Origin of the sequence: Roseivivax jejudonensis, from assembly GCF_900172265.1 — a bacterium.
Classification (GTDB): Bacteria; Pseudomonadota; Alphaproteobacteria; order Rhodobacterales; family Rhodobacteraceae; genus Roseivivax; species Roseivivax jejudonensis.
On the sequence record NZ_FWFK01000004.1, the window covers coordinates 33,869 to 57,734 of the forward strand.

Consider the following 23,866-nt stretch of genomic DNA (forward strand, 5'->3'; position numbering starts at 1 on the left):
CGCAGGACAATGACCCATCTCATCGAAATCAAGGGCGTGCGCCACGCCTACCCCACGCAATCGGGGCCCCTGCCCGTCCTCGACGGGCTCGACATCGCGGTGCCGGAAGGCGAGTTCTGCGCTGTCGTCGGTCCGTCGGGCTGCGGCAAGTCCACGCTGACGCGCCTCGTGGCCGGGCTGATGAAGCCGGACGCCGGCGAAGTCTGGCTGCACGGCGAACGCGTCACCAGCCCGCGCAGTACCGTTGGCATGGCGTTCCAGAACCCGGTCCTGCTCGAGTGGCGCACGATCCTCGACAACGTGATTCTGCCGCTCGAGATTGTCGCGCCCCGGATGCCGCGGCGCGACCGTGTGGCGCGGGCCGAGGCGCTACTCGACATGGTCGGGTTGTCGGGCTTCGAGGGCAAGCGCCCGTCCGAACTGTCGGGCGGGATGCGCCAGCGCGCCTCGCTCTGCCGGGCCATCGTGCACAAGCCCGACGTGCTGATCATGGACGAGCCGTTCGGCGCGCTCGACAACTTCACGCGCGAGGATCTGTGGCAGACCATGCGCGATCTGCGCGCGAAGGAGCCGTTCACCGCCGTGCTCATCACCCACGACCTGCGCGAGAGCGTGTTCCTCGGCGACCAGGTGATCGTCCTGTCCGGCCGCCCGGCGCGCACGCAATACGTGCTCGATGTCACGCTGCCCGCCGACCGCACGATCGACGCGCTCTATACCAAGGAGGCGGGCGATATGCTCCACACGCTGCGCGACCAGATCAAGATCGCGCAGGGCCGCGAAACCGCGGAGGCCACGTGAACGGATCCCTGCAGAAGGTCGCCGTCCCGGTGATCGCGATCGTCGTCTTCCTCGTGCTATGGGAGGCGCTCGTCCAGTTGAATGGCTGGCCCGACTACGTCATGGCCTCGCCGTCCGATCTGCCGACGGCCTACGCCAATTTCTGGGAGCTGTTCCTGATCGGCTCGTGGCAGACGCTGTGGCGCACGATCGCCGGCCTCGCGCTCGCCGTCGTGGTCGGGGTTCTGATCGGCATGGTCATGGGCTTTTCGCGGATCATGCGCGATGCGCTCTATCCGCTGCTTGTCGGCTTCAACGCGATCCCGAAGGCGACGCTGGTGCCGGTGCTGGCGCTGCTGTTCATCGGTCAGCACAACTTCAACACCGTGATGATGGCGTTCCTGATCTCGTTCTTCCCGATCGCGGTGTCGGTTGGCATCGGGCTGTCCACGCTGGAGCCCGAATACCGCGACATCCTGCGCTCGCTCGGCGCGAGCCGGGTGACGATCTTTCGCAAGATCGCGCTGCCCAAGACCCTGCCCGAGTTCTTCGGCGCGCTGAAGGTCGCCGTGACGCTCGCCTTCATCGGCACCAACCTGGTGGAGATCGTGTCGCCGCACGGGCGCGGGCTCGGCGCGCTGTTCCTGTCGGCGCAGACGAACTCGAACTACCCGCTGATGTTCGCGGTGCTGATCGCGCTCGCCGTGCTCGGCATCGCGCTCTACTACGCGGTGATCTTCCTCGAACGCACCTTCGCCGGCTGGGCCGAGCAGCAGTCGACCTGACGCGCGGGCCGCCCCGTCGGGGGCGGCCTGCAGTCTCGCCTAACGGCCGGTAATGCCCGGAAACGCGATCAGCAGGGCGAGCGCCAACACCTGCAGGCAGATGAACGGCAGGAGGGACTTGAAGATCTCGCCGAGGCTGATGTCCGCCGGCGCCACCGATTTCAGGTAGAACGCGGCCGGGCCGAAGGGCGGCGAGAGGAAGCTGACCTGCATGTTCATGCAGAACAGCACCCCGAACCACACCGGATCGTACCCCAGATCTGTGATGATCGGCACGAAGACCGGCATCGCCAGAAGTGCGATCCCGACCCAGTCGAGGAACATGCCCAGAACGAACAGGATGCCCATCATGAAGAGCAGGACGTAGAGCCGGTTCTCCGAGATGTTGGCGACCAGCGACTGGATGAACTCGAGCCCGCCCATCAGGTTGAACACGCCGACGAGCGCCGAGGCACCGATCCCGATCCACACGATCATGCCGACCGTGCGCAGCGTCTGAAGCGCCGCCCCCGTCATCAGGCGCAGCGTGAACTCCCCGCGCAGCATGGTCGAGATGATGACGCCCAGCACGCCCACGGCCGAGGCCTCGGTCACGCTGGCGATTCCGCCGTAGATCGAGCCCAGCACGCCGATCACCACGAGGATGGGCAGGATCAGCCCGCGCAACAGCTTGAGCTTCTCCGACAGCGGCGTGTCGTCGTCGGGCGGCAGTGCGGGCGCCATCGCCGGGTTCAGGTAGGCGCGCGTCAGCACGTAGATCACGTAGAAGCTCGCCAGCATCAGCCCCGGCAGGAACGACGCGGTGAACAGGTCCCCGATCGAGACGTTGGCGGTCAGGCCGTAGATGATGAGAACGATCGACGGCGGCACCATCGTGCCGAGCGCGCCACCGGCGCAGACCACGCCGATGGCCAGTTGCCGGTCGTAGCCGAGGCGCAGCATCTGCGGCAGCGCGATCAGCCCCAGCAGCACGATCTCGCCCCCGATGATGCCCGACATCGCGGCAAGGATTACGGCGACGATGATCGTCTGGATCGCGACGCCGCCGCGCAGGCGTCCGCCGACGAGCTTCATCGCGTCGAAGAGGTCCCGCGCGATCCCGGATCGGTCGAGGATCGCCGCCATCAGCACGAACATCGGCACGGATACGAAGACGAAGCTCGTGACGAACGAATAGACCCGGCTGGTGATGAGCGGCACCGCCATCGGACCGAACCAGCCGAGCGCGAAGACGAGCGCGACCAGAAGCGTCAAGAAAGCAAGCGGGATGCCGGTGACCAGCAACAGCAGCAGCATCCCGAACATGAGGTAGGTCGCGGTCTCGACGCCGAGCCCCTGAAGCGAACCGAAGAACTCCATCTCAGCGCTTCCCCCGCGCGTAATTGACCGTAAGGATCAGGAACTGCACCGCCATCACCGTCAGCACCGCGAGCAGGAAGACCTTCGTGAGACCGGGATAGACCGGATCCCATGCGCTGCCCGACCGCTCCAGCCGGAACTCGCCCGTGGGCGTGAAGGCCGCCCGCCCGACCATGATCCATGCGGCGTAGGCAAACATCGCCGACGACAGGGCGCAGACGGCCGAAATCGCGATGTCGAGACCGCGCCGCGCGCGGGGCGGGATTGCGTCGTAGATCAGGACCACGCGGATGTGGCTGTCGCGGGCGACGCAGTAGAGCCCGCCGTAGACGAACGCGAGACCGGACAGGAAGATCGTCGTCTCGTGCGCCCAGGTCGTCGGGCTGTTGAAGAAGTAGCGCAGCACGACCTCCTGGATGAGGATCAGCATCGCCAGCACGATCCCGAGGGCGAAGACGATCCCGCCCGCCGAGATCGCGCGCCCGAGCCACCCCGCTTCCGGGATCGGCCCGCCTTCGTCGCGCGGCGGCTCCGCATCGGTATCCTGCCGCCTGTCGTCCTCGCCGCCGCTCATCGGCTCTCCTCCCTCGCGCACGCGAAGGGGCCGGCCCCGGCGGGACCGGCCCCTCTGCGGCTGTCGCTCTTACATCAGGCCTTCTTCGGTCAGATACGTGGTCAGCGTGTCATAGACCTTCTGCGCGTTCTCGGACCGCTCGGCGACCTTTTCCCATTCGCCCTGCGCGATCTGGCGGAACTTGGCGCGCTCCTCGTCGGACCAGTCATGAACGGTCACGTCACCGGATTCCTTGGCCTCGGCCACGGCCTCCTGATCGGCTTCGCGCAGCGTCTCGATCTGCATCTGCGCGAACTCGCGCACCGACTCCTCGAGCGTGGACTGCTGCTCCTCGGTCAGGCTGTCCCACGTCTCCTTGTTCATCGAGATCTCGACGAGCGGCATGGAGTGGAAGCCCGGGTAGACCGGGTGCGGCGCCACGTCGTGCATGCCCTGCGCCTGGTTGGTCGAGAAGACGGTGTAGTCGGCCGCGTCGATCACGCCCTTGTCGAGCGAGGTGAAGACCTCCGAGCCCGGCAGGTTCACCGGGGCGGCGCCGGCCGCGGCAAAGACCTGCTGCACGAGGCCCTCGGGCGCGCGCATCTTCAGCCCCTGAAGATCGTCCACACCCTCGAGCGGGACCTTCGACACGAAGGCTTCGAGACCCGGCGTCGTCGCACCGATGAACTGCAGGCCGTAGGGATTGACCAGCTCGTTCATCAGCTCCTTGCCGCCGCCCTCTTCCATGAAATCGAGCATTTCCTGCGGGTCGCCATAGGCGCCCACCGGGTTGGCGATCAGGCCGAAGGCCGGATCCTTGCCCGCGAAGTACGAGGTGTCGGTGACGTGGCCGTCGAGGATGCCGGCCGCGATCGCGTCCTGCGTCTCGTTGTGCGCAACGATCGACTCGACCGGCAGAAGCTCGATCTCGATGGCGCCGTCGGTCTTTTCCGACACGCTCTCGGCCCATTGCTGCTGCAGCTGGAAGTTCGGATTGCCCGCGGGGTCCGACGACTGGAAGCGCAGCGTCATATCCTGCGCGAGCGCGAGGCTCGATGTGCCCATCGCGAACAGCGCGGCGAGTGTCAGGGTTTTCATTGTGGTCCTCCCGTTTGAACGAAGTGGGCTCACGCCTGCTGGCGCGAGCGGTTGGCGAAATCGTGGGCCGCGTCGGCCAGCGGGCCGAACGGGTCGGAGATGTCGAGCGCGAGAACGTCGTCGCCTTCCGGCGGCTCGAGGTCCGCAAGCTGGCTGTCGATCAGGCTCGTCGGCATGTAGTGGCCCTCGCGGCCGGCCATGCGCGTGGCGATCAGATCGCGGTCGCCGTGCAGGAAGATGACATCGAGCGGCCCCAGGCGCTCGGCCAGCCGCTGCCGGTAGGCGTCCTTCAGCGCCGAACAGGCGATCACCGACCGGTCCCCGGCCGACGCGGCCGCGTCGGCGACGCGATCCAGCCATGACCAGCGGTGCGCATCGGTCAGGGCCGCGCCGCGCGACATGCGCGCGACCGCCTCGGGCGAGTGATACTCGTCCGCCTCGACCAGCGGGCACGCCATGCGCTCGGCCAGGTGCGCGGCAAGCGTCGACTTGCCGGTACCGCAAATGCCCATGACCAGGACGTGCCGCACGATCTTTCCTCCCTCCTGCCATGCCTCGGCATGACAGCGCTGTCATCGACGCAAGGAATATTGACAGCGCTGTCATTCGTCAATGATTGTCTTGACCATGACCGAACAGGCCGGCCGCAGCGAAAAAAACACAGCCAGGCGCGCAACCTTGGCAGACGTCGCCCGCGAGGTCGGCGCGTCGACCATCACGGTGAGCCGCGCGCTGCGCCGCCCCGAGATGGTGTCGGAGGGCCTGCGCCAGCGAATCGCGGTCGCGGTCGAGGAGCTGGGCTACCTGCCCGACCCGGCCGCCCGCGCGCTCGCCTCGCGCCGCAGCAACGTGATCGGCGTTCTGATCCCGTCGGTCACCAACAACGTGTTCGCCGATGTGCTGGCCGGGCTCTACGACACGGTCGGCGGCACCGCCTACAACGTCCAGCTCGGCAACACGCGCTACGACACGCAGGTCGAGGAGGATCTCGTCCGCATCTTCCTGAGCCAGCGGCCGGCGGGGCTGATCGTCGCCGGCGTTGACCAGTCGCCGGCCTCGCGGCGCCTGCTGCAACAGGCCGAATGCCCCGTCGTCCAGATCATGGAGCTCGCGCGCGATCCGATCGACATGCTCGTGGGGTTCTCTCACCGGGACGCCGCGCGCGCCGCGACGGAGCATCTGCTCGACCGGGGATACCGCGTCCCGGCGTTCATCGGGGCCCGGATGGACCCGCGCTCCGAGCGGCGCCGCGCGGGCTTCTGCGACGCGATCCGGGCCGCCGATCCCCGCGCGCGGATCCGCGAGTTGACGACCAACGAGCCGTCGAGCGTGCGGCTCGGCGGTGCGCTGTTCGACCGGCTGCGCGCCGATGCGCCCGAAATCGACGCGGTGTTTTGCAACAACGACGACCTCGCACTCGGCGCGCAGTTTGCCGCGCAGCGCGCGGGCCTCCGCATCGGCCCGGACATCGGCATCTGCGGCTTCAACGATCTCGAGGTCATGTCGGCGGCGCATCCGGCGATCACCAGCGTCCGCACCTTCCGCCGCGAGATGGGCGAGATCGCCTTGCAGAGGCTCCTCGCCCGGATCGAGGGCGCCGACGATCCGTCCGAGGCGGTCGTCGATCTGTCGTGGCGGCTCGAGCCGCGATCGAGCACCGATCGCGGCTAGGCCGACAGAGCGCCGTCAGGGCCAGAGCACGTAGAGATACACCGCGTATCCCGCGAGCAGCACCGCGCCTTCCCGCCGGCTGATGCGAAGCCCCGTCGCCGCGAAGACCACCAGCAGCAGCGACACCGCGACCATGAGCGGCAGGTCGAAACGTGCGATCTCCGCCGGCACCTCGGTCGGCGAGATCAGCGCCGTGGCGCCGCCGATCCCGAGGATGTTGTAGATGTTGGACCCGACGATGTTGCCGAACGCCACGTCGGTCTGCCGCTTGAGCGCGGCGACCACCGACGTCACCAACTCGGGCATGGAGGTGCCCACCGCCACGATGGTCAGCCCGATCACCGTCTCCGGAATGGCGAAGGACTCCGCGAGCGCCACCGCGCCGGACACCAGCAGCGCCCCGCCTCCGACCACGAGAAGCAGCCCGCCGATCGCGACCAGAAGCGACACGACGATTCCGCGCGACACCCCATGGCCCGGCGCCACGGCCGGATCGACGCCCTCGAGCGCCGCGGCCTTTTCGATCGCCGCGCCGGGGCCGGCCGACGCCCGCTCCTGCCGGAACGCCAGGATAATGTAGCCGACGAGCACCGCGACGAAGACGATGCCCACCGGGCGGCCGAGCGGCAGGACGACGGCGATCACAGCGAAGGCGACGGCCACCGCGAGCATCACCATCGCGTCCCGCCGGAGCGCCGCCGAGGCGACCGTGATCGGAAAGAGCAGCGCCGATGCGCCCACGATCAGCAGGATGTTGGCGATGTTCGACCCGACGATGTTGCCGACGGCGATCCCCGGCGCGCCGGCGAGCGCGGCCTGAACCGACGTGACCAGCTCGGGCATCGACGTCCCGAACCCCACGAGCGTCAGACCGATCACGAGCGGCGACACGCCCAGCCGCTCGGCCACGGCGACCGCCCCGCGCACCAGCAGATCACCCCCGGCGATCAGGAGAACGAGCCCCCCGACAAGCGGCAGCCAGATGTCGAACATGATGAAAACCCTCTCGTGCCGGTCCCGGTTCGCGGGCCGCACACTGGACCGAGAGGGCCGGAAATGGCCAGCCCTCGGCCGGTGATGGTGACTGTCCCGAACCGCCGGGCGTCGGGGCCCTGCGCCCCGGTTGTCTCCGGCCTAGCGCAGATGTGCGGGAGGCGGGGCCAATGCAATTGCCCCGCGCAACTTTTTCGCAAGCCTGTTCTTGCCACGGACCGTCGCCACCTTCAGGTCAGCAGAAAGCCCCACCCGGCAAGGCCGAGGCCCACGCCGGCCGGCAGGCGGCCCGCCTCGTCGGCCAGCACTTTCCAGTGGCTGCCGGGGTCGGCCGCCACGCGGCGCAGGCCGAGCGTGAGCGCGACCGCCAAGAGCAGCCCGACACCGAGCATGAAAAGGAACAGCACCCAGTCGTCCGCGGGCACGAACAGCGACAGCGCGGCGAGGAACTTGACGTCGCCCGCGCCGACGAGTCCGGCGGCGAACGCCGCGAGCCCCGTCAGCACGATGACGAGCGCCACCGCCACGCGCCAGACGAGGTCAGCCGTCTCGAGGCAAGGCGCATGCGTCACCGCGAACAGCGCCACCGTCGCCAGCACGAGAGCGTTCGGGATCCGCATCCATCGCAGATCCGACAGCGCGGCGAGCGCGAGCAGCAGCCCCAGCGGCGCCGCCGTCAGCCAGGCTCCCCCGACGGAACAGACCGCGTCAGGCATGTTCCTGCGCGCTCTGCTGAACCATCGCGATCAGTTCGCGCTGCCCGGTGGTGCCGGTCTTGGCGTAGAGGCTGCGCAGGTGGCTCCGCACCGTAGCGATCGAGATGCCGAGCGTCTCGGCGATCATCTTGGGCGGCTGACCCATCGACAGCGCGTGGAACACCCGCCGTTCGGCCGAGGTGAGGGCATAGGGATTGCCCGCGCTGAACGGATCGATATCGCCCTCGTCGGCGAGCCGGTCGCGCCGGGGGTCGGGCATCAGCGCCTCCATCACGCCTGGCGTCCGCAAGAGCCACGCATCCGACAGCGCACGGGTCACGAGGATCGTCGGGATCTCCGGGCTGCGGCGCGGCGCGGATTCGAAGCTCAGTTCGATGAAATCCGTGTGCTCGGCGCAGGTTTCCAGAACGATCAGGCTGGCCTCGTGATTGTCGGTGCGTTGCGACCATTCCTGCGCGGCGGGCGAAACAGCGAATTCCGGCGCGCGCCGCAACTCCGACAGGCGCCAGATCGAGCCATGCTCGAGAGCGTCGCCATGGTGCGTCACGAGGAACCGCGCGAGGTGGCCCTTGATGGTGGCGTCGAACGTGTCGGTGGCGCGGCAATAGGATCGCACGCCCGAAACGCGCCGCGACCCCGGCTCGTACCGATAGAGCGCGACCCGCGCCGCCTGCGTCTGGCGGCCCAGCGACGTCAAAACGGGATCCAGCCCGAACTGCCCGGTCAGCGCCCCCATCCAGTCGGTGATCAGCGCGAAGGACCGGGCGAGGCGAAAGTGGAGGTCCGAGGCTCCCTCGAACGGCACGAGATCCGAGCGGCTGCGATAGGTTCTCTTCGGCACGTCCCGATACACTCCCTGTTAATTATTAATCCGACTTGTTCCTTTTGACTCTGGTCGCTGTGGCGACCGCTTGAAGGAAAAACCCGGGCATTTCTGGGATTGCCGCGTCGGCGCCGTAATCCTGCCGGAGCGAAGGCCGATTATACGTGAAGTTACCCAGATCCTGACGCAATTCATCATCCATCTGGTCGATGAGACGGCTCGATCGGCCCGGTAGACAGACCTCACTGACATCGGCGGGCTCCCCAATGCCGCCGCCCCCAACCAGAGCAAAGGTCTTTGACGATGAACGCACTTCGCACCCTCCTGAAGAATTTCCGCCGCAACGACGATGGCGCCACGCTCGTCGAGTACGGCATCGCGCTCGGCCTCGCGGTCACGGTCGGCGCCGGTGCGCTTCTGACCCTCGGCGGCGACGTCGGCTCCAAGATGAGCGCGGCGAGCTCGGCACTGAACGCCGAGGCGCCGGCAGACGGCTCCTGATCGGACAACCGGACGGCGCCCGCCGTCCGGCCATCGCGAAGGCGCCGTGCACCCCTGCGAGCGTCTTCGCGGTTTTTCACGAGTTTTCCGACGAGGACCAGATCTTGACCGCACCACGCTTCATCCTCCGCTTCGCGCAGCGTGAAGAGGGCGGCGTTCTCGTTCTCTGGGGCTGCGCGCTCGCCGCGCTCCTCGGCTTCGCGGCGCTGGTGCTCGATGCCGGTCGCCTCGCCACCACGCAATCCGAACTGCAATCCTACGCCGATTCGGTCAGCCTCGCCGCCGCGGCAGAGCTCGACGGCCGCGACGATGCCATCGCCCGCGCCCGTGCCGCCGCAAGCGACCTGCTGACCGACAGCCAGACCTTCGGCGAGGGCGGGACCCGCCTCGACGCCGACAGCATCAGCCTGACCTTCTATCGCGACGCCCCGGGCGGCCGCTTCCTTCGCGATCTGGCCTTCGTCACCTCCGACCCCCACCGCGCCCGCTTCGTCGAGGCGGCGGTGGCCGAACGCACCGTGTCGCTGCCCTTCAGCGCCGCGCTCGCGTCGATATCGACCGACACGGGCATCGACGACACCGTCGCAGCCAGCGCAGTCGCGCAGTTCACGCTCGAGGCCTGCAACACGGCTCCGGTCGCCATGTGCCTGCCGGAACTCGACTTTTCTGCCGGCACCTCCATCGGTGCATCCTTGTCTCTCGACGTCGCAGCCTCCGCGACGCTGCCCTATCCCGGCGACATCGTGCCGCTCTCGGTGCTCGATCCGGTCGACTCGCTTCTCCAGGGCACGTCGATCTGCGCCGGGCTTCTCGGCGCCGCGCTCGAGGCCTGCCTGATCGGCGTCGATGCGCCCGGCACGGCCTGCACCGGCGGCGGCTCGGGGCTCCAGCTGTCCGCCGCGCTCGACGGAGCGGACGTGCTCGACGCCGTGAATGCACGCCTCGGGATCTTCGACGGCGTCACCAGCGGTCTGTCCGGCCTGCTCGGATCGCTCGCCGCGCCCAACCCGCTGGGCGGCGTGCTCGCCGCCGGCGGTCTCTGCGAGGCGGCGCCGACGCCCCAATCGCTTCCGCGCGACGATTGCCACGTCACCGGCACCTGCGGCAGCGTAGGCACCGGCGACTGGTCGGAGGGGCGCGCGGCCTATGTCGAGGCGCGCTACGACGGCAGCGACCCGTTTCCCGACGCCCGCACACGGCTGGACTTTTACCGCGCCGAGATCGCGGCCGCGGCCGAGATGTCGGACGACACCGGCGGCGGCCTCGTCGGCGGTCTTCTGGGCGGCATCGGCGACACGGTCGGCAACGTCGTCGGGCAGGTCTGCACGCCCGACGCCGGCGGCGCACCGGACCGGCGCCTGATGGTGATGGGCGGCATCGACTGCGGCGCGATCGGCCCGGACGGCGCGCTGCCCCCGGTGCGCCAGTATTTCGAGGTCTTCGTGCTCGGCCCCGGCGAGAATGGCCGCCTCGACGTCGAGATCACCGCCTGCCTCGGCGGCGGATGCGGCAGCGGCACGCTCGACACCGAGGTCCGCGACGTCGTGCGGCTCGTCGAATGATCCGCGCGTTGGCCCGCCATGCCGCGCGGTTCCGCGCGGACCAGTCCGGTGCGGCGCTCGTCGAGTTCGCGCTGATCCTGCCGAGCGCGCTCGTCCTCCTGGGCGTGAGCGTCGAGGGCGCGCGCACCTTCTGGTCCTACCAGACGACGGTGACCGGCGTGCGCGATGCCGCGCGTTTCGTCAGCCGCGCCGCCGACAGCGACCTGTGCGCCACCGGCGGCAGCCTTGCGGCGTGGGAGCCGCGCCTGCTCGACATCGTGCGCACCACCGCGACGGGGGCCACGCCGTTTCCCGTCGACGTCTCGGTCGACGCGGTAACGGCGGATCTTGCCTGCCACGATCTCGGGCTGCGGGGCGGGACCGTCGGCGTCGCCACCGTGACCGCCACGCTGACCATCCGCCATCCGTTCCGTACGCTCTTCTCGCTCGCCGGCGGCACCTCCGGGGGCATCACCGCGACCGTTCGCGATAGCGCCCGGCTGATCGGCGCATGAGTCGGCTCGCCGCATATCTCGCCGATCGCGCGCGCGACGAGAGCGGCGCGGTCCTGATCGAGCTTGCCGCCGTGCTCGGCGTGTTTTTCCTGCTGGTCCTCGGCCTGATCGATTTCGGCCGGCTCGGCTTCGCGCACGTCCTCGGCGAAAAAGCGACCGAGCGCGCGGTGCGCATGGCCGTGGTGCGTCCGCCGCTCTGCCCCGATGTCGATACCGTGGTGCGCCGCAGCGCGCTCGGGCTGCTGCAGCCCGGCGTGACGCCGGGAACCCGCTGCGCCGACGCGCCCGGCGTGTGCCGCGCGCCGGACCCGGTTTCGTGCACGGCGGCCGATGCCGGCGCCGGCGCAGACGCGATCTGGGATCGCGTCGCGCCGTTCCTGCCCGCCAACGCGGCGCCCGAAAACCTCCGTTTTTCATACACCTGGGACCCGGCGCTCAACCGACTCGGCGCAGGGTACAGCCCGCTCGTGACCGTCGAGATCACCGATCTCGACTTCGACTTCATCTCGCCTCTCGGCGCGCTTGCCGCAGCCGCGGGGGCGGACGACGCCGACAGCCTCGGCGCGTCTCTCCCGTTCCCGTCGATGAGCGCGTCTCATCCGGCCGAAGACCTTCAGTAAGGAGTTTGCCATGACCATCGGTTTCGATCCGACGACGACCAGCGGGGCCGCCGATCCGGTCCGCGCGGGTGGCGCGATGCGCGTCCTCATCCTGTCGCCGAACCGGACGGTGGCGGGGCGCATCGCGGCGACGCTCGCCACGGACCCGAATATCTCGGCGCGCACGCACAAGGGCGCGCTGTCCGATCTCGTTCTGGCCGGCGACATGGACTGGGAGACGCTCGACTTCGTGGTCTTCCACGTGGAGGGAGACGGCACGGCCGACATGCTCGCGCTGCGCTGGCTGCGTCACGGCCGCGGCGATGCGCTGCGTCTGGTCGCGGTGGTGGACGACGGCGCGGACCCGGCGCGGCGCGACCGCATCCGGGCGGCCGGCGCGGACGAGGTGCTCGGCCTCGCGAGCCTCGGCCGGCCCGAGCGTCCGGCCGACGGGCGGCCCCGGCGCCTGACCCTCGGCGCGACCGCCGCGGACCGGGCAGAAACAGACGCTGACGGCCCGGCCTTCCCGACCGAGCCGGCGGTCGGCCCAACCGCCACGCCGACCGAGGCGAACGACCCCGCGACGCTTGAGACACCGGTTGCCATCACGTGCGAGGCACCCGCCGCATTGCCGGATCTGTCCGACGTCGCCGCGCCCGAGGCTGCCCACGCATGCCATGAGGGCGCCGCGGTACGGATCAACGCCGCCACCGGCGACGGGCGGCTCACGCTCTTTCTCCGCGCCCGGGGCGGCGCCGGTGCGACGACGCTGGCCACCAATCTCGCGCTTCTCCTCGCCGCCCGCGGCACCGAACGCGTGGCGATTGTCGATCTCGACATCCAGAACGGCTCGGCGGGCGTGCAGATGGACCTGCCCGACAGCGCCGCCTTTGGCGCGTTGCTGCGCGAGGGGCGCACGCCCGACGCGGCGTTCCTCGATGCGGCGATGGTCCGTCATGACGGCGGCGTCGACGTTCTGCCCGCACCCGACGTGATGGCGCCCCTCAGCGCGCTGTCCCCCGCGCAGGTGGACGCCCTCGTGACCGCGCTCAAGGCCCGCTACGACCACGTCCTGATCGACATGCCCCAGGCCATGCCCGACTGGATCGAACCGGTGCTCGACCGCGCGTCGCGCGCCGTCGTCGTCACCGACACCGCCGTGCCGTCGGTGAAGCGGGCGCAACGCCTGATCCGGGCCATCGCCGAAGAGCACATGACCCTGTCGGTCGAGATTGTCGTAAACCGCGAGGCGCGCCCCCTGCTCCTGTCCGAAGGCCAGAAGGAGGCCGCGCGCCTGCTCGGCCAGCCGCTCGAGCACTGGGTGCCCGAGGATCCGGCGCGCGCCCGCCGCGCGATCGACCGCGGCGAGCCGCTGGTCGCATCGGCGCCGCGCAGTCGCCCGTCGCGCGCGCTCGGACGTCTGGCTGCCGCGCTCTATCCCGCGCCGCGCCGCCGGGAGGGCCGCTGATGTTCCGCGCTTTCCACGCCCGCCCCGAGCCGCAGACCGCGGCAGCACCCGCGCCCGTCGCAGACGTGGCGCCCGCGCCCGCGCCGGTTCCTGCCGCGCCGTCCGCCCCTGGCTCCGAGGTGGTACCGGCCAAGCGCAGCGAACCGCGCCCCGAGCCGACGCCCGACGCGCCGACGCCGGAGCGGCTGCGGCTCAAGGCGCGGCTGCATCACCAGCTTCTCGACGAGCTCAATCTCGAACTGGTCGACAGCGTGCCCCGCGAGGACCTGCGCCGCGAGATCGGCGCGCTCGCCGCGCGCGCGCTCAAGGCCGAGGCCACCTCGATGCCGGCGGCGGTCTTTTCACAGCTGATCGACGAACTGATGGACGAGGTGCTCGGGCTCGGCCCACTGGAGCCGTTGCTCGCGGACCCCGAAATCGCCGACATCCTCGTCAACGGCGTGGACCGCGTGTTCGTGGAGCGGGCCGGCCGGCTCGAACGCTCCGATACGCGCTTCAACGACGAGCCCCATCTGCTTCGGATCATTGACAAGATCGTCACCGGCGTCGGCCGTCGCATCGACGAGAGCCAGCCGTGGGTCGATGCCCGCCTCCCCGATGGGAGCCGCGTCAACGCGATCGTGCGGCCCTGCGCCATCGACGGCCCGAGCCTGTCGATCCGAAAGTTCGCACGGATCCCGTTGAAGATGGACCGGCTTGTGGAACGCGGCGCGCTGACCGCCGCCGCCGCGGATTTCCTGCAGGCCTGCGTGCGCGGCCGGCTCAACCTGTTGATCTCGGGCGGGACCGGGTCGGGCAAGACGACGCTCCTCAATGCACTGTCGGCCTATGCCGATCCGCATCATCGCATCGTGACGATCGAGGACGCGGCCGAACTGCAGCTGCAGCAGGAGCATGTCGTCCGGCTCGAGACGCGGCCCGCGAACGCCGAAGGCACCGGCCTCGTGACGCAGCGCGACCTCATCATCAACGCCCTTCGGATGCGGCCCGACCGCATCATTGTAGGCGAGGTGCGCGGGACCGAGGCGTTCGACATGCTGCAGGCCATGAATACCGGCCACGACGGGTCGATGACGACGATTCACGCCAACTCCGCGCGCGACGCGCTGTCCCGGCTCGAACAGATGGTCGCGATGAAGGGAGGGGACATGCCCCTCGGGGTGATCCGCGCGCAGATCGCCTCGGGACTCCAGATCGTGATGCAGACCTCGCGTCTGGCCGACGGCACGCGGCGCCTGCTGTCGATCTCCGAGGTCGTCGGGCTCGACGGCGGAACGGTGCTCATGCAGGACATCTTCGTTTTCCGGCGGTTCGGGACCGGAGAGGACGGCGCCGTGCAGGGCCGGATGATGGCGACCGGGGTGCGCCCCCGCTGCATGGAGGCGCTCGCGGCGGCTGGCCTCGCACCCGCCGATGCGGCCTTTGCGCCGGAGTGCGACGCATGAGCGGGATCGACGCCTCCGCCGCCGTCGCGCTTACCGCGCTGATCGCCCTCGGCGGGGTCGCCGCGCTTCTGGGTGCGACCGTTCTGATGTCCCGCGCCCGGGCGCGGGACGCCGCGATGATCGCCCGGATGCGGCGGGAGACGGCGCGAGCGCGCGACGCCGCGCGGCCCGCCGGCACCCTGCAGAAGCGGATGGCGGAGGGCGGCCCGGCCCTGCCGTTCTACGGCAACCCCAACCAGCTCGTGCGCGGGGCCGGCCTTCGGCTCTCGGGGCGCGCCTTCGTCGCGGCCACCCTCGGGGCGGCGATCGTCCTCGGGGGCGCGATCAGCCTTTCGCTCGGTCCGCTGATCGGCGGCCCGCTCGGCATCGGCCTCGGCGTGTTCGTCCCGGTGGTCGTGCTGCGGCGCAAGCGCGACGTCCGGCTCGATCGGCTGTCGCGGCAACTTCCGGATGCGCTCGACCTGATGGCGCGCGGTCTGCGCGTGGGCCATCCCGTCGCCGCCACGATCGGCAACGTCGCCCGGACCATGCCCGATCCGATCGGCACCGAATTCGCTCTGGTCGCGCAGCAGATCCGGCACGGCGACTACCTCCCCGACGCGTTTTCCGACCTCGCCGACCGCGTGCGGCAGGAGGATATCGACTATTTCGCCGCCAGCATCCGGGTCCAGCACGGCACCGGCGGCAACCTCGCCGAGATGATCGAGACGCTGAGCCAGGTGGTGCGCGCGCGGCTCATGCTGCGCCGGCGGGTCAAGTCGCTGTCGGCCGAGGGGCGGCTCTCGGCGCTGTTGCTGTCGAGCCTGCCGTTTCTGATCTACGGCGCGACCTCGATCATCGCGCCGGATTATTACGGCGCCGTGCGCCATCACCCGGCCTTCCTGCCGATCGCCGGAATCGTGATCGCGCTCGTCGTCACGAACGGGCTGATCCTGCGCCGCCTGACCCGCTTCGAGATGTGACGCCATGACCGAGATCCTGTCCCTGTCCGCCACGGCCGACGTTCTGTCGAACGGCCTGCCCCTCATGGCCGCCGCCGTGGCGGCGATGCTCCTGCTGCTCGGGGGGCTCGGCCTCGTGTCGCAGCGCGACCGCGCGGCGGCGCGGATCCGGGCGCTCGGCGCCGACGCGCCGAACCACGGCGCGGCCGGCCTGTCGCGAACGCCGTCCGCGGATCCACGGGGGCTGGCCCGCGCGCTCATCCCGGAGGACCGCGCCCAGCGGGACGCGGTTCAGCGACAGCTGGCCGCCCTCGGCCTGACGCAGCCCGACGCTGTCCAGAATTTCTACCTGCTGCGGCTGTGCCTCGCCGTGGCGCCGATCCTGCTGGTCGGCGCGGCAATCGTCGGCGCCGGCGCGGATCTCCTGCCGGGATCGGCCTCCGATGCGGTGCGCGACATGCCGGGGATCTTTCTCGCCCAGATCGCCGCGATCGGGGCCGCCTGCGGATTCTGGGGGCCCGGCGCGTGGCTGAAGGGCCGGCATCGTGCGCGCATCGTGCGTCTGCGCAGGGCGCTGCCCAACGTGCTCGACCTCATGCAGGTGTCGGTGCAGGCCGGTCTCGGCTTCGACGCGGCGCTGACCCGGGTCGGCACCGAGCTTACCGAGGCCGCGCCCGACATGGCGCGAGAGCTGTTCGTGCTGCAAAAGGAGATTTCGGCCGGTCGCGACCGCGAGACCGCGCTTTTCGACATGGCCGACCGGATGGGCTTCGAGGAGGCGATGTCGTTCGCGCTCGTTATCACGCAATCCATGCAGTACGGCACGAGCCTGACCCAGGCCCTTCGGGCCTACGCCGTCGAGATGCGGCAGGCGCGCGAACTCGAGGCGCAGGAAAAGGCGAACCGCCTGCCGGTGCAGATCTCGGCGGTGATGTCGTTCCTGATGCTGCCGGCGCTCTTCCTGATCACCCTGACACCGATCATCATCCGCTATATCGGGATCGAGTGAGGCGCGCTGCGGCGGGCCGGTCCCGGCACGCCGCAACCCTTGGATCACTTCGCGATGACGAAGTTCACCAGCTTGTCCTTGACCGGGATCTCGCGGACGACCGTCACGTCGGACAGAAGCTCGCTCACCTTCGGATCGGCCTTCACCGCGTCGAGCAGCGCATCGCCCGACAGGTTCGGCGCCGCCATGACCTTGGCGCGGATCTTGCCGTTGAGCTGAACAGGGTATTCCTTCAGTTCCTCGCCCCCAGCCGCAAGCGCCTCGGCGTCCGGCTCCGGCCAGGGCGCGTAGGCGATGCTCTCGGTGTGTCCCAAAGCCTGCCACAGCTCCTCGGCCATGTGCGGTGCGAACGGCGCGAGAACCCGGACGAAATCGGTGACGACGCCGCGCGGCCGCGCCTCCATCGGCGTGAGCGTGTTCACGACCTCCATCAGCCGCGCGATCGAGGTGTTGAACCGCATCTCCTCGATGTCGGTGGTCACAGCCGCGATCGTGCGGGCCATCTGCCCCGCCAGCGCCGGATCCGGCGCCGCGTCCGTCAGCCGCGCGGTATCGACCGCGTCGGCATCGTCGTGCACCAGCCGCCAGACCCGGTTCAGGAAGCGTCGCACCCCGGCGACCGACTGCGTGTCCCACAGCTTCGTCGCTTCCAGCGGGCCCATGAACATCTCGTAAAGACGCACGGAATCCGCGCCGAACTCCTTCACCATGTCGTCGGGATTGACGACGTTGAAGCGCGACTTCGACATCTTCTCGATCTGCCGGTCGAGCTTGTGACCGCCGCCCCAGAACGCGCCCTCGCGCTCCTCCACGGTTTCGGGCTCGTAGTAGCGCCCGTTCGGATCGCGATAGGAATGCGCGAGGATCATGCCCTGGTTGAAGAGCTTGTGAAACGGCTCGTTGGTCGAGACATGACCCAGATCGTACAGCACCTTGTGCCAGAACCGGGCATAGAGAAGGTGCAGGACCGCATGCTCGGCGCCGCCGACATAGAGGTCGACGGGCATCCAGTAGCGTTCCTTCTCGGGATCGACGAAGAGCTCGTCGTTCTTGGGATCGATGAAGCGCAGGTAGTACCAGCACGAACCGGCCCATTGCGGCATCGTGTTCAGGTCGCGCCGCGCCGGCTGCCCGGTCTCGGGGTCGACGGTGTTCACCCAGTCCGTCGCGCGCGCCAGCGGCGGCTCGCCGTCCGGGCTGGGCCCGTATTCCTCGAGTTCGGGCGGCAGGAGCGGCAGATCCTGGTCGGGCACCGTGCGCCAGCTGCCGTCCTCCAGATGGACGATCGGCACCGGCTCGCCCCAGTAGCGCTGGCGCGAGAACAGCCAGTCGCGCAGGCGATAGGTCGTGCGGGCATGGCCTGCGCCCTGCTCTTCCAGCCAGCCGATGATCTTCGTTTTCGCCTCGGCCACCGGCAGCCCGTCGAGAAAGCCGGAATTGACCAGCGTGCCGTCGCCGGTCCACGCCTCGGCCGCGATGTCGTGTCCGCTCCCCGGTCTCACCACCTCGATGATCGGCAGGTCGAACAGGCGCGCGAACTCGTGGTCGCGCTCGTCATGCGCCGGCACGGCCATCACGGCGCCGGTGCCGTAGTCCATCGTGACGTAGTCGGCGACCCAGACCGGCACCTTGGCCCCGTTCACCGGGTTCACCGCGAAGGCGCCGGTGAAGGCCCCGGTCTTCGTGCGGCTGAGCTCGGCGCGCTCGAAGGACGACAGCTTCGCGGTCTTCTCCACGTAGTCGGCGACCGCCTGCCGCTGCGCGTCGGTCGTGATCTTCGCCACCAGCGGATGCTCGGGCGCGAGCACGGCATAAGTCGCGCCGAAGAGCGTGTCCGGCCGTGTCGAGAACACCCGCATCTCGCCCTGATCGCCGTCGATCGGAAAGACGATCTCGGCCCCGTGCGACCGGCCGATCCAGTTGCGCTGCATCGCCTTGATGCCCTCGGGCCAGTCGAGATCCTCCAGATCCTCGAGCAGGCGATCGGCGTAGGCGGTGATCTTCAGCATCCACTGCTTCATCAGCCGCTTCTCGACCGGGTCGCCGGTCTCGATGTACTTGCCGTCCTTGACCTCCTCGTTGGCCAGAACCGTGGACTGCGCCGGGCACCAGTTCACCGCGACCTCGGCCTGGTAGGCGAGGCCCTTCTCGACCAGCTGCAGGAAGATCCACTGGGTCCAGCGCACGAAGTCCGGCTCGGTCGTCGCGATCTCGCGCGACCAGTCGTAGGAAAAGCCCAGCCGTTGGATCTGCGCGCGGAACGTGTCGGTGTTCTGCTTCGTCGTTACCGCCGGATGGATGCCGGTGCGGATCGCGTAGCGCTCGGCCGGCAGGCCGAAGCTGTCCCAGCCCATCGGGTGCAGCACGTTGAACCCACGCATCCGCTTGTAGCGCGCGACGATGTCGGTCGCGGTATAGCCCAGCGGATGCCCCACGTGCAGCCCCGCCCCCGAGGGATACGGGAACATGTCGAGCACGTAGTATTTCGGCTTCGCGTGATCGACCTCGGCGCGGAAGGTCTCGTGCCGCTTCCAGAAGTCCTGCCACTTCGGTTCGATCTGCTCTGGCGAGTAGGGCATCGCGCCGGTCTCCAAACTGTCGGGTCTGGCGCGTGATAGTGCGTGGCCCTGACGACTTCAACGACGTCCGGACAGCGCGGTCCGCCGAGCGGTGCGCGCACCGGGCCGTGGCCGGCCCGGCGGCGCGCTGTCAGCGGCGGTCGCCGTCCGGGCTGTCGTCGAACCGGTCGTCGAGGATGCGGGCGCCGCCGCCCTCGGGGTCGTCGTATTGCGACGCCCGCATGGTCCAGACGAAAGCGGCGAGCCCGGCGAGGCCGAGACCCACGGAGACGGGGATGAGCACGACGAGAACGTTCATTTCTGCGCCCTCACGGAGTTGAGCGTCACGGTCAGCGACGAGATCGACATCGCCAGCGCCGCGAGGAACGGCGAGGCGAGGCCCGCCAGCGCCACCGGCACCGCGATCAGGTTGTATCCGACCGAGATGAGGATGTTCTGCCGCATCCGGCCGAGGCTGCGTTTCGCGGTGTCGAGAAGATCGCTCACCGCACCCAGATCATCGCCCACGAGCACCACGTCGGCAAGGCAGCGCGCGGCCTCCAGCCCCGAGGCGGGCGCGAGGGAGGCATGCGCGCCGGCAAGCGCCGCGCTGTCGTTGAGCCCGTCGCCCACCATCAGGACGCGCCGTCCCTCGGCGCCGCGCGCGGCGAGCCATTCGGCCTTGTCCTCGGGCGTCATCCGGCCCTCGGCACGGTCGATGCCGAGCCGCGCGGCAGCCGCGGCCACCGCGCCCGGCCCGTCCCCAGACAGAAGCGCCACGTCGAGGCCCCGCGCCTTCAGCGCCGCGATCAGCGCCGGCGCCTCGGGCCGAAGCTCCTCCTCGAAGGCGAACCGGGTGATCGTCCCCTGCCCGTCGTCGAGCGCCACGCCCTCCCCGTCGCAGCCGAGCCACCCGGGATGGCCGAGCCGCACGCGCCGCCCCGCGGCCCGCGCCTCGACGCCGCGGCCCGGCACCTCGGTCGCGTCCTCGACCGCGCGGGGCGCGATGCCACGTGAGTCGGCCGCCGCGCGGATGGCGCGGGAATAAGGGTGCCGGGACGCGGCGGCGAGGCCCGCCGCCAGCGCCAGCGCCGCCCGATCCGGAGTTCCGGTCAGCCGCGCCGCGCCGGTTGTCAGCGTGCCGGTCTTGTCGAATGCCACCGCGTCGATCTCCGCCAGCCGCTCCAGCGCCGTCTGCGACTTCACGAGAAGCCCGCGGCGGAACAGACGGCCCGTCGCCACCGTCGAGACCGCCGGGACAGCGAGGCCCAGCGCGCAGGGGCAGGTGATGACGAGGACCGCGATCGCCACGTCGAGCGCGCGCCAGCCGTCGCCCGTGAGCCACAGCCAGTAGACGAACGCCGCCGCGCTGAGGATATGAACCAGCGGCGCGTAGGCGCGCGCGGCCCTGTCGGCGACGCCGGAATAGCGCGAGCGCTGCGCCTCGGCGGTCGCGACGAGATCGGTCAGCCGGCTCAGCGCGGTGTCGCGGCCCGCGCGCGCGACGCGCACGGTCAGCAGGCCCGACAGGTTGACCTCGCCCGCCTGCACGGCGTCACCGGGAGCGACCGGCGCGGGCGCGCTTTCGCCATTGAGCGCGGAGCGGTCGATATCGCTGCGGCCCGTCTCGACCTGTCCGTCGGCCGGGAACCGGTCGCCCGGCTTCAGCTCGATCAGGTCGCCGGCGGTCAGGCGCTCGGCTTTCACCACCTCGCGCCCGGCCGCGGTCAGGCGAACCGCCTGCGGCACATCGAGCGCGGCGAGCTCCGCCGCCGCCGAGCGTGCGGCCCGGCGCCCCGCCTGGTCCAGGCAGCGCCCGATCAGCAGGAAGAAGGTCAGTGCCAGCGCCGCGTCGAACCAGTGATGCTCGTCCGATCCGGTCAGCGCACCGGCCACCGACACGCCGGCGGCAAGCGCGATGGCGATCGAGATCGGCACGTCCATGTTGAGCCGTCCGTGCCGAAGCGCACCGAGCGCCGAGGCGAAGAAGGGCCGCCCCGAAAAGGCGATGGCCGGCACGGTGATCGCCGCGGAGATCAGGTGGAAAAGCTGGGCGGTCGTGTCCGCCGCACCCGACCACACCGCGACGGACAGCAGCATCACGTTCATCATCGCGAATCCCGCGACGCCCGTGCGCATCAGCAGATCGCGCATCTCGCTGCCCTGCCCGGCCAACAGGCTCTGGTCGAGCTCCTGCGCCCGGTGTCCCGCGGCGGCGAGCGCGGCGACGAGCGCCGGCGCAGACAGGGCCGCGCCCTCCACGCTCGCGCGCCGAAGCGTCAGGTTGACCCGCGCGCGCGCCACGCCGGGCACCCGCGCCAGCGCCTCCTCGACCTGCGAGATGCAGGCGGCGCAGTGGATGTCCGGCAGATGCAGCTGCACGCTGTCGCCGCCGCGCGCGAGTGACTCCTCGCCGATGCCGTCGGCGGCGATGCAGGCCGGACAGGCGGCGGTCATTCGGTCACCCGAAGGGTCAGGCGCTGCTCGAACGCGGTGCCGTCCGTCGCCTCGGCCGTGACGTCGATCCGCCAGTAGCCCGGCGCGATGTCGAGGCCGGCGCGCGCGCGCCCCTCGGCAGGCATGTCGCGCTCGCCCGCGTCGGTGGTGGCGCGGCCGATCACCGCGCGCATGGCCGCGACCTCGGCGGGCCGCCCCGCGGCGTCGATCAGCGCGACCTCTGCCCGGCCGTCCTGGCCCGTCGCCGCGACGGTCCAGCCCAGCGCCTCCTGCGCGGCGCGGCGCTCCTCGTAGACCTGGCTTGCCACGTAGGAATTCTTGGTCTCGAGGCCCGGGAACGTGCGCACCGCGTTCACGGCAAGCGCCACGTTGACCGATATGATGGTGCCGAAGCCCAGCGCGAAGATCGCGAAGACATGGCGGCCGGTCAGGATGCGTTGGCTCATCTGTCGTCTCCGTTGAAGGTGGTGTCGACGCGGGTGGTCGCGTCCGAAGTGACGTCTCGCACCTGGATCTCGATATCGGTGCGTTCGGCGGTGGCGGCGGGATCGCCGGGCGCGGCGGTGACGTAGATCCGCTCGAGCCCCTGGGTGTCGGCCGGGACCGTGACAGTGCCGGTCTCGGCGCTCTCCAGCGTCACGGTCAGCCCCGATCCGCCCGACAGCGTCACTTCCATCTCGCGCGCCTCGGCGGCGCGGTTGCGGATGCGCAGGTCGTAGGCGTTGCGGACCGACCCGTCCGACAGCGTCACGAAGGTCGGGTTGCGGATCGGCGCGATCGTCGCCTCGATCTCGGGCCGCAGCAGCAGCGCGGCCAGAAGCGCCACGCCGAAGAGCGACCAGAGCCCGAAATAGATCAGGTTGCGCAGCCTGAGGATGTGCTGCCGCGCCGGCCGCGGCGTCTCGCCCGCACGCTCGCGCGGGGCATCCGACAGCGCGAGATAGTCGATCAAGCCGCGCGGCTTGCCGATCTTCTCCATCACCTCGTCGCAGGCGTCGATGCACAGCGCGCAGGTGATGCAGGCCATCTGCTGGCCGTCGCGGATGTCGATGCCCATCGGGCAGACGTTGACGCACGCGTTGCAATCGATGCAGTCGCCCGGCGCGTCGCCATAGAATTTCGGCCGCTGGATCACCGCCTTCGTCTCGCCGAAATGCATCGGGATCACCGGAGAGCGGCCGCCGATCTTGGGGCCGGCGGCGCGCGTCGTCGCCTCGGGCGCCTCGATCGTCGTGGTGCCTTCGCCCTTGCGCCGCCGCAGCCCCTTGCCGCGCGGCTCTCCGCGCCAGTCGCGGTAGGCGACGGTCAGCGTGTCCTCGTCCATCATCGCGCCCTGGATGCGCGGCCACGGGCACATGTAGATGCACACCTGCTCGCGCATGAAGCCGCCGAAGATGAAGGTCGTCGCCGTCAGCACCCCGATCGAGCCGTAGGCGACCGGGTCGGCACGGAAGGTCACCAGATCGCGCAGAAGCGTCGGCGCGTCGGAGAAGTAGAACACCCAGGCCCCGCCCGTCGCGACCGCGATCAGCAGCCAGATCGCCCACTTGGTGACCCGCAGCCGCGCCTTGTGCGCCGACCACGGCGCCTTGTGCAGCCGCAACCGCGCATTGCGGTCGCCCTCGACCCACCGCTCCACCGCGAGGAAGAGGTCGGTCCAAACCGTCTGCGGGCAGGCATACCCGCACCAGACCCGACCGAGCGCGGCGGTGAACAGGAACAGCCCCAGGCCGGCCATCACCAGCAGGCCGGCGACGAAATAGAACTCGTGCGGCCAGATCTCGATACCGAAGAAGAAGAACCTCCGGTTCGCAAGATCGACCAGAACGGCCTGGTCGGGCAGGTTCGCGCCGCGGTCCCAGCGGATCCAGGGCGTGACGTAGTAGATGCCGAGCGTGACGATCATGATCTGCCACTTGAGCCGGCGGAACGCGCCGGACACGCGGCGCGGAAAGATCGGTTCGCGCGCGGCATAGAGGGAGGTCTGGCTGGAATCGCTCATGTGTCTGGCCTTGTTGTGCTCGGGCCTCTCTCGCACCGGTCCGGCCGCCGGG

The 23,866-nt window shown here is 69.9% G+C and carries 23 protein-coding genes; 11 read left to right on the plus strand and 12 right to left on the minus strand.

The annotated features are described in order from the left end of the window. Positions 1-9 precede the first annotated feature (9 nt). Both ROJ8625_RS10985 and ROJ8625_RS10990 read left to right on the plus strand, forming a co-directional pair. Entirely contained in the window at positions 10-801 is a 792-nt protein-coding gene (locus tag ROJ8625_RS10985; RefSeq protein WP_085791951.1) for an ABC transporter ATP-binding protein, read from the plus strand. Next, complete coding sequence (locus ROJ8625_RS10990; protein ID WP_200813309.1) at positions 798-1,565, plus strand: ABC transporter permease; 768 nt, start codon at positions 798-800, stop codon at positions 1,563-1,565. Before ROJ8625_RS10985 ends, ROJ8625_RS10990 begins: the two co-directional genes overlap by 4 nt. A 39-nt stretch (positions 1,566-1,604) precedes the next feature. Here the strand turns inward: ROJ8625_RS10990 and ROJ8625_RS10995 are convergent, their stop codons facing one another. The 4 genes from ROJ8625_RS10995 to ROJ8625_RS11010 all read right to left on the minus strand — a co-directional run bounded on the left by ROJ8625_RS10995 (position 1,605) and on the right by ROJ8625_RS11010 (position 5,105). Further along, positions 1,605-2,924 carry a TRAP transporter large permease gene (locus ROJ8625_RS10995; RefSeq protein ID WP_085791952.1) on the minus strand — a complete coding sequence of 440 codons (1,320 nt, stop codon included), beginning with the start codon at positions 2,922-2,924 and terminating at the stop codon, positions 1,605-1,607. A gap of 1 nt (position 2,925) precedes the next feature. Then, complete coding sequence (locus tag ROJ8625_RS11000; protein ID WP_085791953.1) at positions 2,926-3,498, minus strand: TRAP transporter small permease subunit; 573 nt, start codon at positions 3,496-3,498, stop codon at positions 2,926-2,928. Between the two features lie 69 nt (positions 3,499-3,567). Continuing rightward, positions 3,568-4,575, minus strand: a complete 1,008-nt coding sequence (locus tag ROJ8625_RS11005; protein ID WP_085791954.1) for a TRAP transporter substrate-binding protein — start codon at positions 4,573-4,575, stop codon at positions 3,568-3,570. Positions 4,576-4,604: 29 nt separating this feature from the next. Next, entirely contained in the window at positions 4,605-5,105 is a 501-nt protein-coding gene (locus ROJ8625_RS11010) for a gluconokinase (protein ID WP_234984243.1), read from the minus strand. A gap of 148 nt (positions 5,106-5,253) precedes the next feature. Here ROJ8625_RS11010 and ROJ8625_RS11015 point away from each other — a divergent pair, with 148 nt between their 5' ends. Then, complete coding sequence (locus ROJ8625_RS11015; protein ID WP_234984244.1) at positions 5,254-6,246, plus strand: LacI family DNA-binding transcriptional regulator; 993 nt, start codon at positions 5,254-5,256, stop codon at positions 6,244-6,246. A gap of 15 nt (positions 6,247-6,261) precedes the next feature. Here the strand turns inward: ROJ8625_RS11015 and ROJ8625_RS11020 are convergent, their stop codons facing one another. The 3 genes from ROJ8625_RS11020 to ROJ8625_RS11030 all read right to left on the minus strand — a co-directional run bounded on the left by ROJ8625_RS11020 (position 6,262) and on the right by ROJ8625_RS11030 (position 8,796). Beyond that, entirely contained in the window at positions 6,262-7,239 is a 978-nt protein-coding gene (locus tag ROJ8625_RS11020) for a calcium/sodium antiporter (RefSeq protein WP_085791956.1), read from the minus strand. 230 nt (positions 7,240-7,469) lie between these two features. Next, on the minus strand, positions 7,470-7,955 hold the full coding sequence (locus ROJ8625_RS11025; protein ID WP_085791957.1) for a prepilin peptidase: 486 nt from the start codon (positions 7,953-7,955) through the stop codon (positions 7,470-7,472). After that, a complete protein-coding gene (locus ROJ8625_RS11030) occupies positions 7,948-8,796 on the minus strand; it encodes a helix-turn-helix transcriptional regulator (protein ID WP_143535102.1) in 849 nt (282 codons plus the stop codon). The genes ROJ8625_RS11025 and ROJ8625_RS11030 overlap by 8 nt, the downstream gene beginning before the upstream one ends. 285 nt (positions 8,797-9,081) lie before the next feature. On the opposite strand from ROJ8625_RS11030, the gene ROJ8625_RS21005 reads away from it, so the two are divergent. From ROJ8625_RS21005 to ROJ8625_RS11065, 8 genes are all read left to right on the plus strand, one after another. Then, positions 9,082-9,279 carry a Flp family type IVb pilin gene (locus ROJ8625_RS21005; RefSeq protein WP_159456754.1) on the plus strand — a complete coding sequence of 66 codons (198 nt, stop codon included), beginning with the start codon at positions 9,082-9,084 and terminating at the stop codon, positions 9,277-9,279. A gap of 104 nt (positions 9,280-9,383) precedes the next feature. Further along, the gene (locus ROJ8625_RS11035; RefSeq protein WP_159456755.1) at positions 9,384-10,841 is read left to right on the plus strand and encodes a pilus assembly protein TadG-related protein; all 1,458 of its coding nucleotides are present in this window, start codon (positions 9,384-9,386) and stop codon (positions 10,839-10,841) included. Beyond that, positions 10,838-11,335 carry a TadE/TadG family type IV pilus assembly protein gene (locus ROJ8625_RS11040; protein WP_159456756.1) on the plus strand — a complete coding sequence of 166 codons (498 nt, stop codon included), beginning with the start codon at positions 10,838-10,840 and terminating at the stop codon, positions 11,333-11,335. The genes ROJ8625_RS11035 and ROJ8625_RS11040 overlap by 4 nt, the downstream gene beginning before the upstream one ends. After that, positions 11,332-11,955: a TadE/TadG family type IV pilus assembly protein gene (locus tag ROJ8625_RS11045; protein WP_085791961.1), complete on the plus strand. Its 624-nt coding sequence runs from the start codon at positions 11,332-11,334 to the stop codon at positions 11,953-11,955. The genes ROJ8625_RS11040 and ROJ8625_RS11045 overlap by 4 nt, the downstream gene beginning before the upstream one ends. A 10-nt stretch (positions 11,956-11,965) precedes the next feature. Then, on the plus strand, positions 11,966-13,402 hold the full coding sequence (locus ROJ8625_RS11050) for a CpaE/TadZ family protein (protein ID WP_085791962.1): 1,437 nt from the start codon (positions 11,966-11,968) through the stop codon (positions 13,400-13,402). Next, entirely contained in the window at positions 13,402-14,847 is a 1,446-nt protein-coding gene (locus ROJ8625_RS11055; RefSeq protein ID WP_085791963.1) for a TadA family conjugal transfer-associated ATPase, read from the plus strand. Before ROJ8625_RS11050 ends, ROJ8625_RS11055 begins: the two co-directional genes overlap by 1 nt. Beyond that, complete coding sequence (locus tag ROJ8625_RS11060) at positions 14,844-15,809, plus strand: type II secretion system F family protein (protein ID WP_085791964.1); 966 nt, start codon at positions 14,844-14,846, stop codon at positions 15,807-15,809. Before ROJ8625_RS11055 ends, ROJ8625_RS11060 begins: the two co-directional genes overlap by 4 nt. Positions 15,810-15,813: 4 nt before the next feature. After that, entirely contained in the window at positions 15,814-16,797 is a 984-nt protein-coding gene (locus ROJ8625_RS11065) for a type II secretion system F family protein (RefSeq protein ID WP_085791965.1), read from the plus strand. A gap of 44 nt (positions 16,798-16,841) precedes the next feature. On the opposite strand, the gene leuS is transcribed toward ROJ8625_RS11065, so the two are convergent. The 5 genes from leuS to ccoG form a co-directional block, all read right to left on the minus strand. After that, the gene (leuS, locus tag ROJ8625_RS11070; RefSeq protein ID WP_085792418.1) at positions 16,842-19,376 is read right to left on the minus strand and encodes a leucine--tRNA ligase; all 2,535 of its coding nucleotides are present in this window, start codon (positions 19,374-19,376) and stop codon (positions 16,842-16,844) included. Positions 19,377-19,506: 130 nt separating this feature from the next. Next, positions 19,507-19,674, minus strand: a complete 168-nt coding sequence (gene ccoS, locus ROJ8625_RS11075) for a cbb3-type cytochrome oxidase assembly protein CcoS (RefSeq protein ID WP_085791966.1) — start codon at positions 19,672-19,674, stop codon at positions 19,507-19,509. Beyond that, positions 19,671-21,812 (minus strand): heavy metal translocating P-type ATPase, encoded by a 2,142-nt coding sequence (locus ROJ8625_RS11080; RefSeq protein ID WP_085791967.1) that lies wholly within the window; start codon positions 21,810-21,812, stop codon positions 19,671-19,673. The genes ccoS and ROJ8625_RS11080 overlap by 4 nt, the downstream gene beginning before the upstream one ends. Further along, the gene (locus ROJ8625_RS11085) at positions 21,809-22,258 is read right to left on the minus strand and encodes a FixH family protein (protein WP_085791968.1); all 450 of its coding nucleotides are present in this window, start codon (positions 22,256-22,258) and stop codon (positions 21,809-21,811) included. The genes ROJ8625_RS11080 and ROJ8625_RS11085 overlap by 4 nt, the downstream gene beginning before the upstream one ends. Then, a complete protein-coding gene (ccoG, locus tag ROJ8625_RS11090; protein WP_085791969.1) occupies positions 22,255-23,814 on the minus strand; it encodes a cytochrome c oxidase accessory protein CcoG in 1,560 nt (519 codons plus the stop codon). The genes ROJ8625_RS11085 and ccoG overlap by 4 nt, the downstream gene beginning before the upstream one ends. Positions 23,815-23,866: the final 52 nt, after the last annotated feature.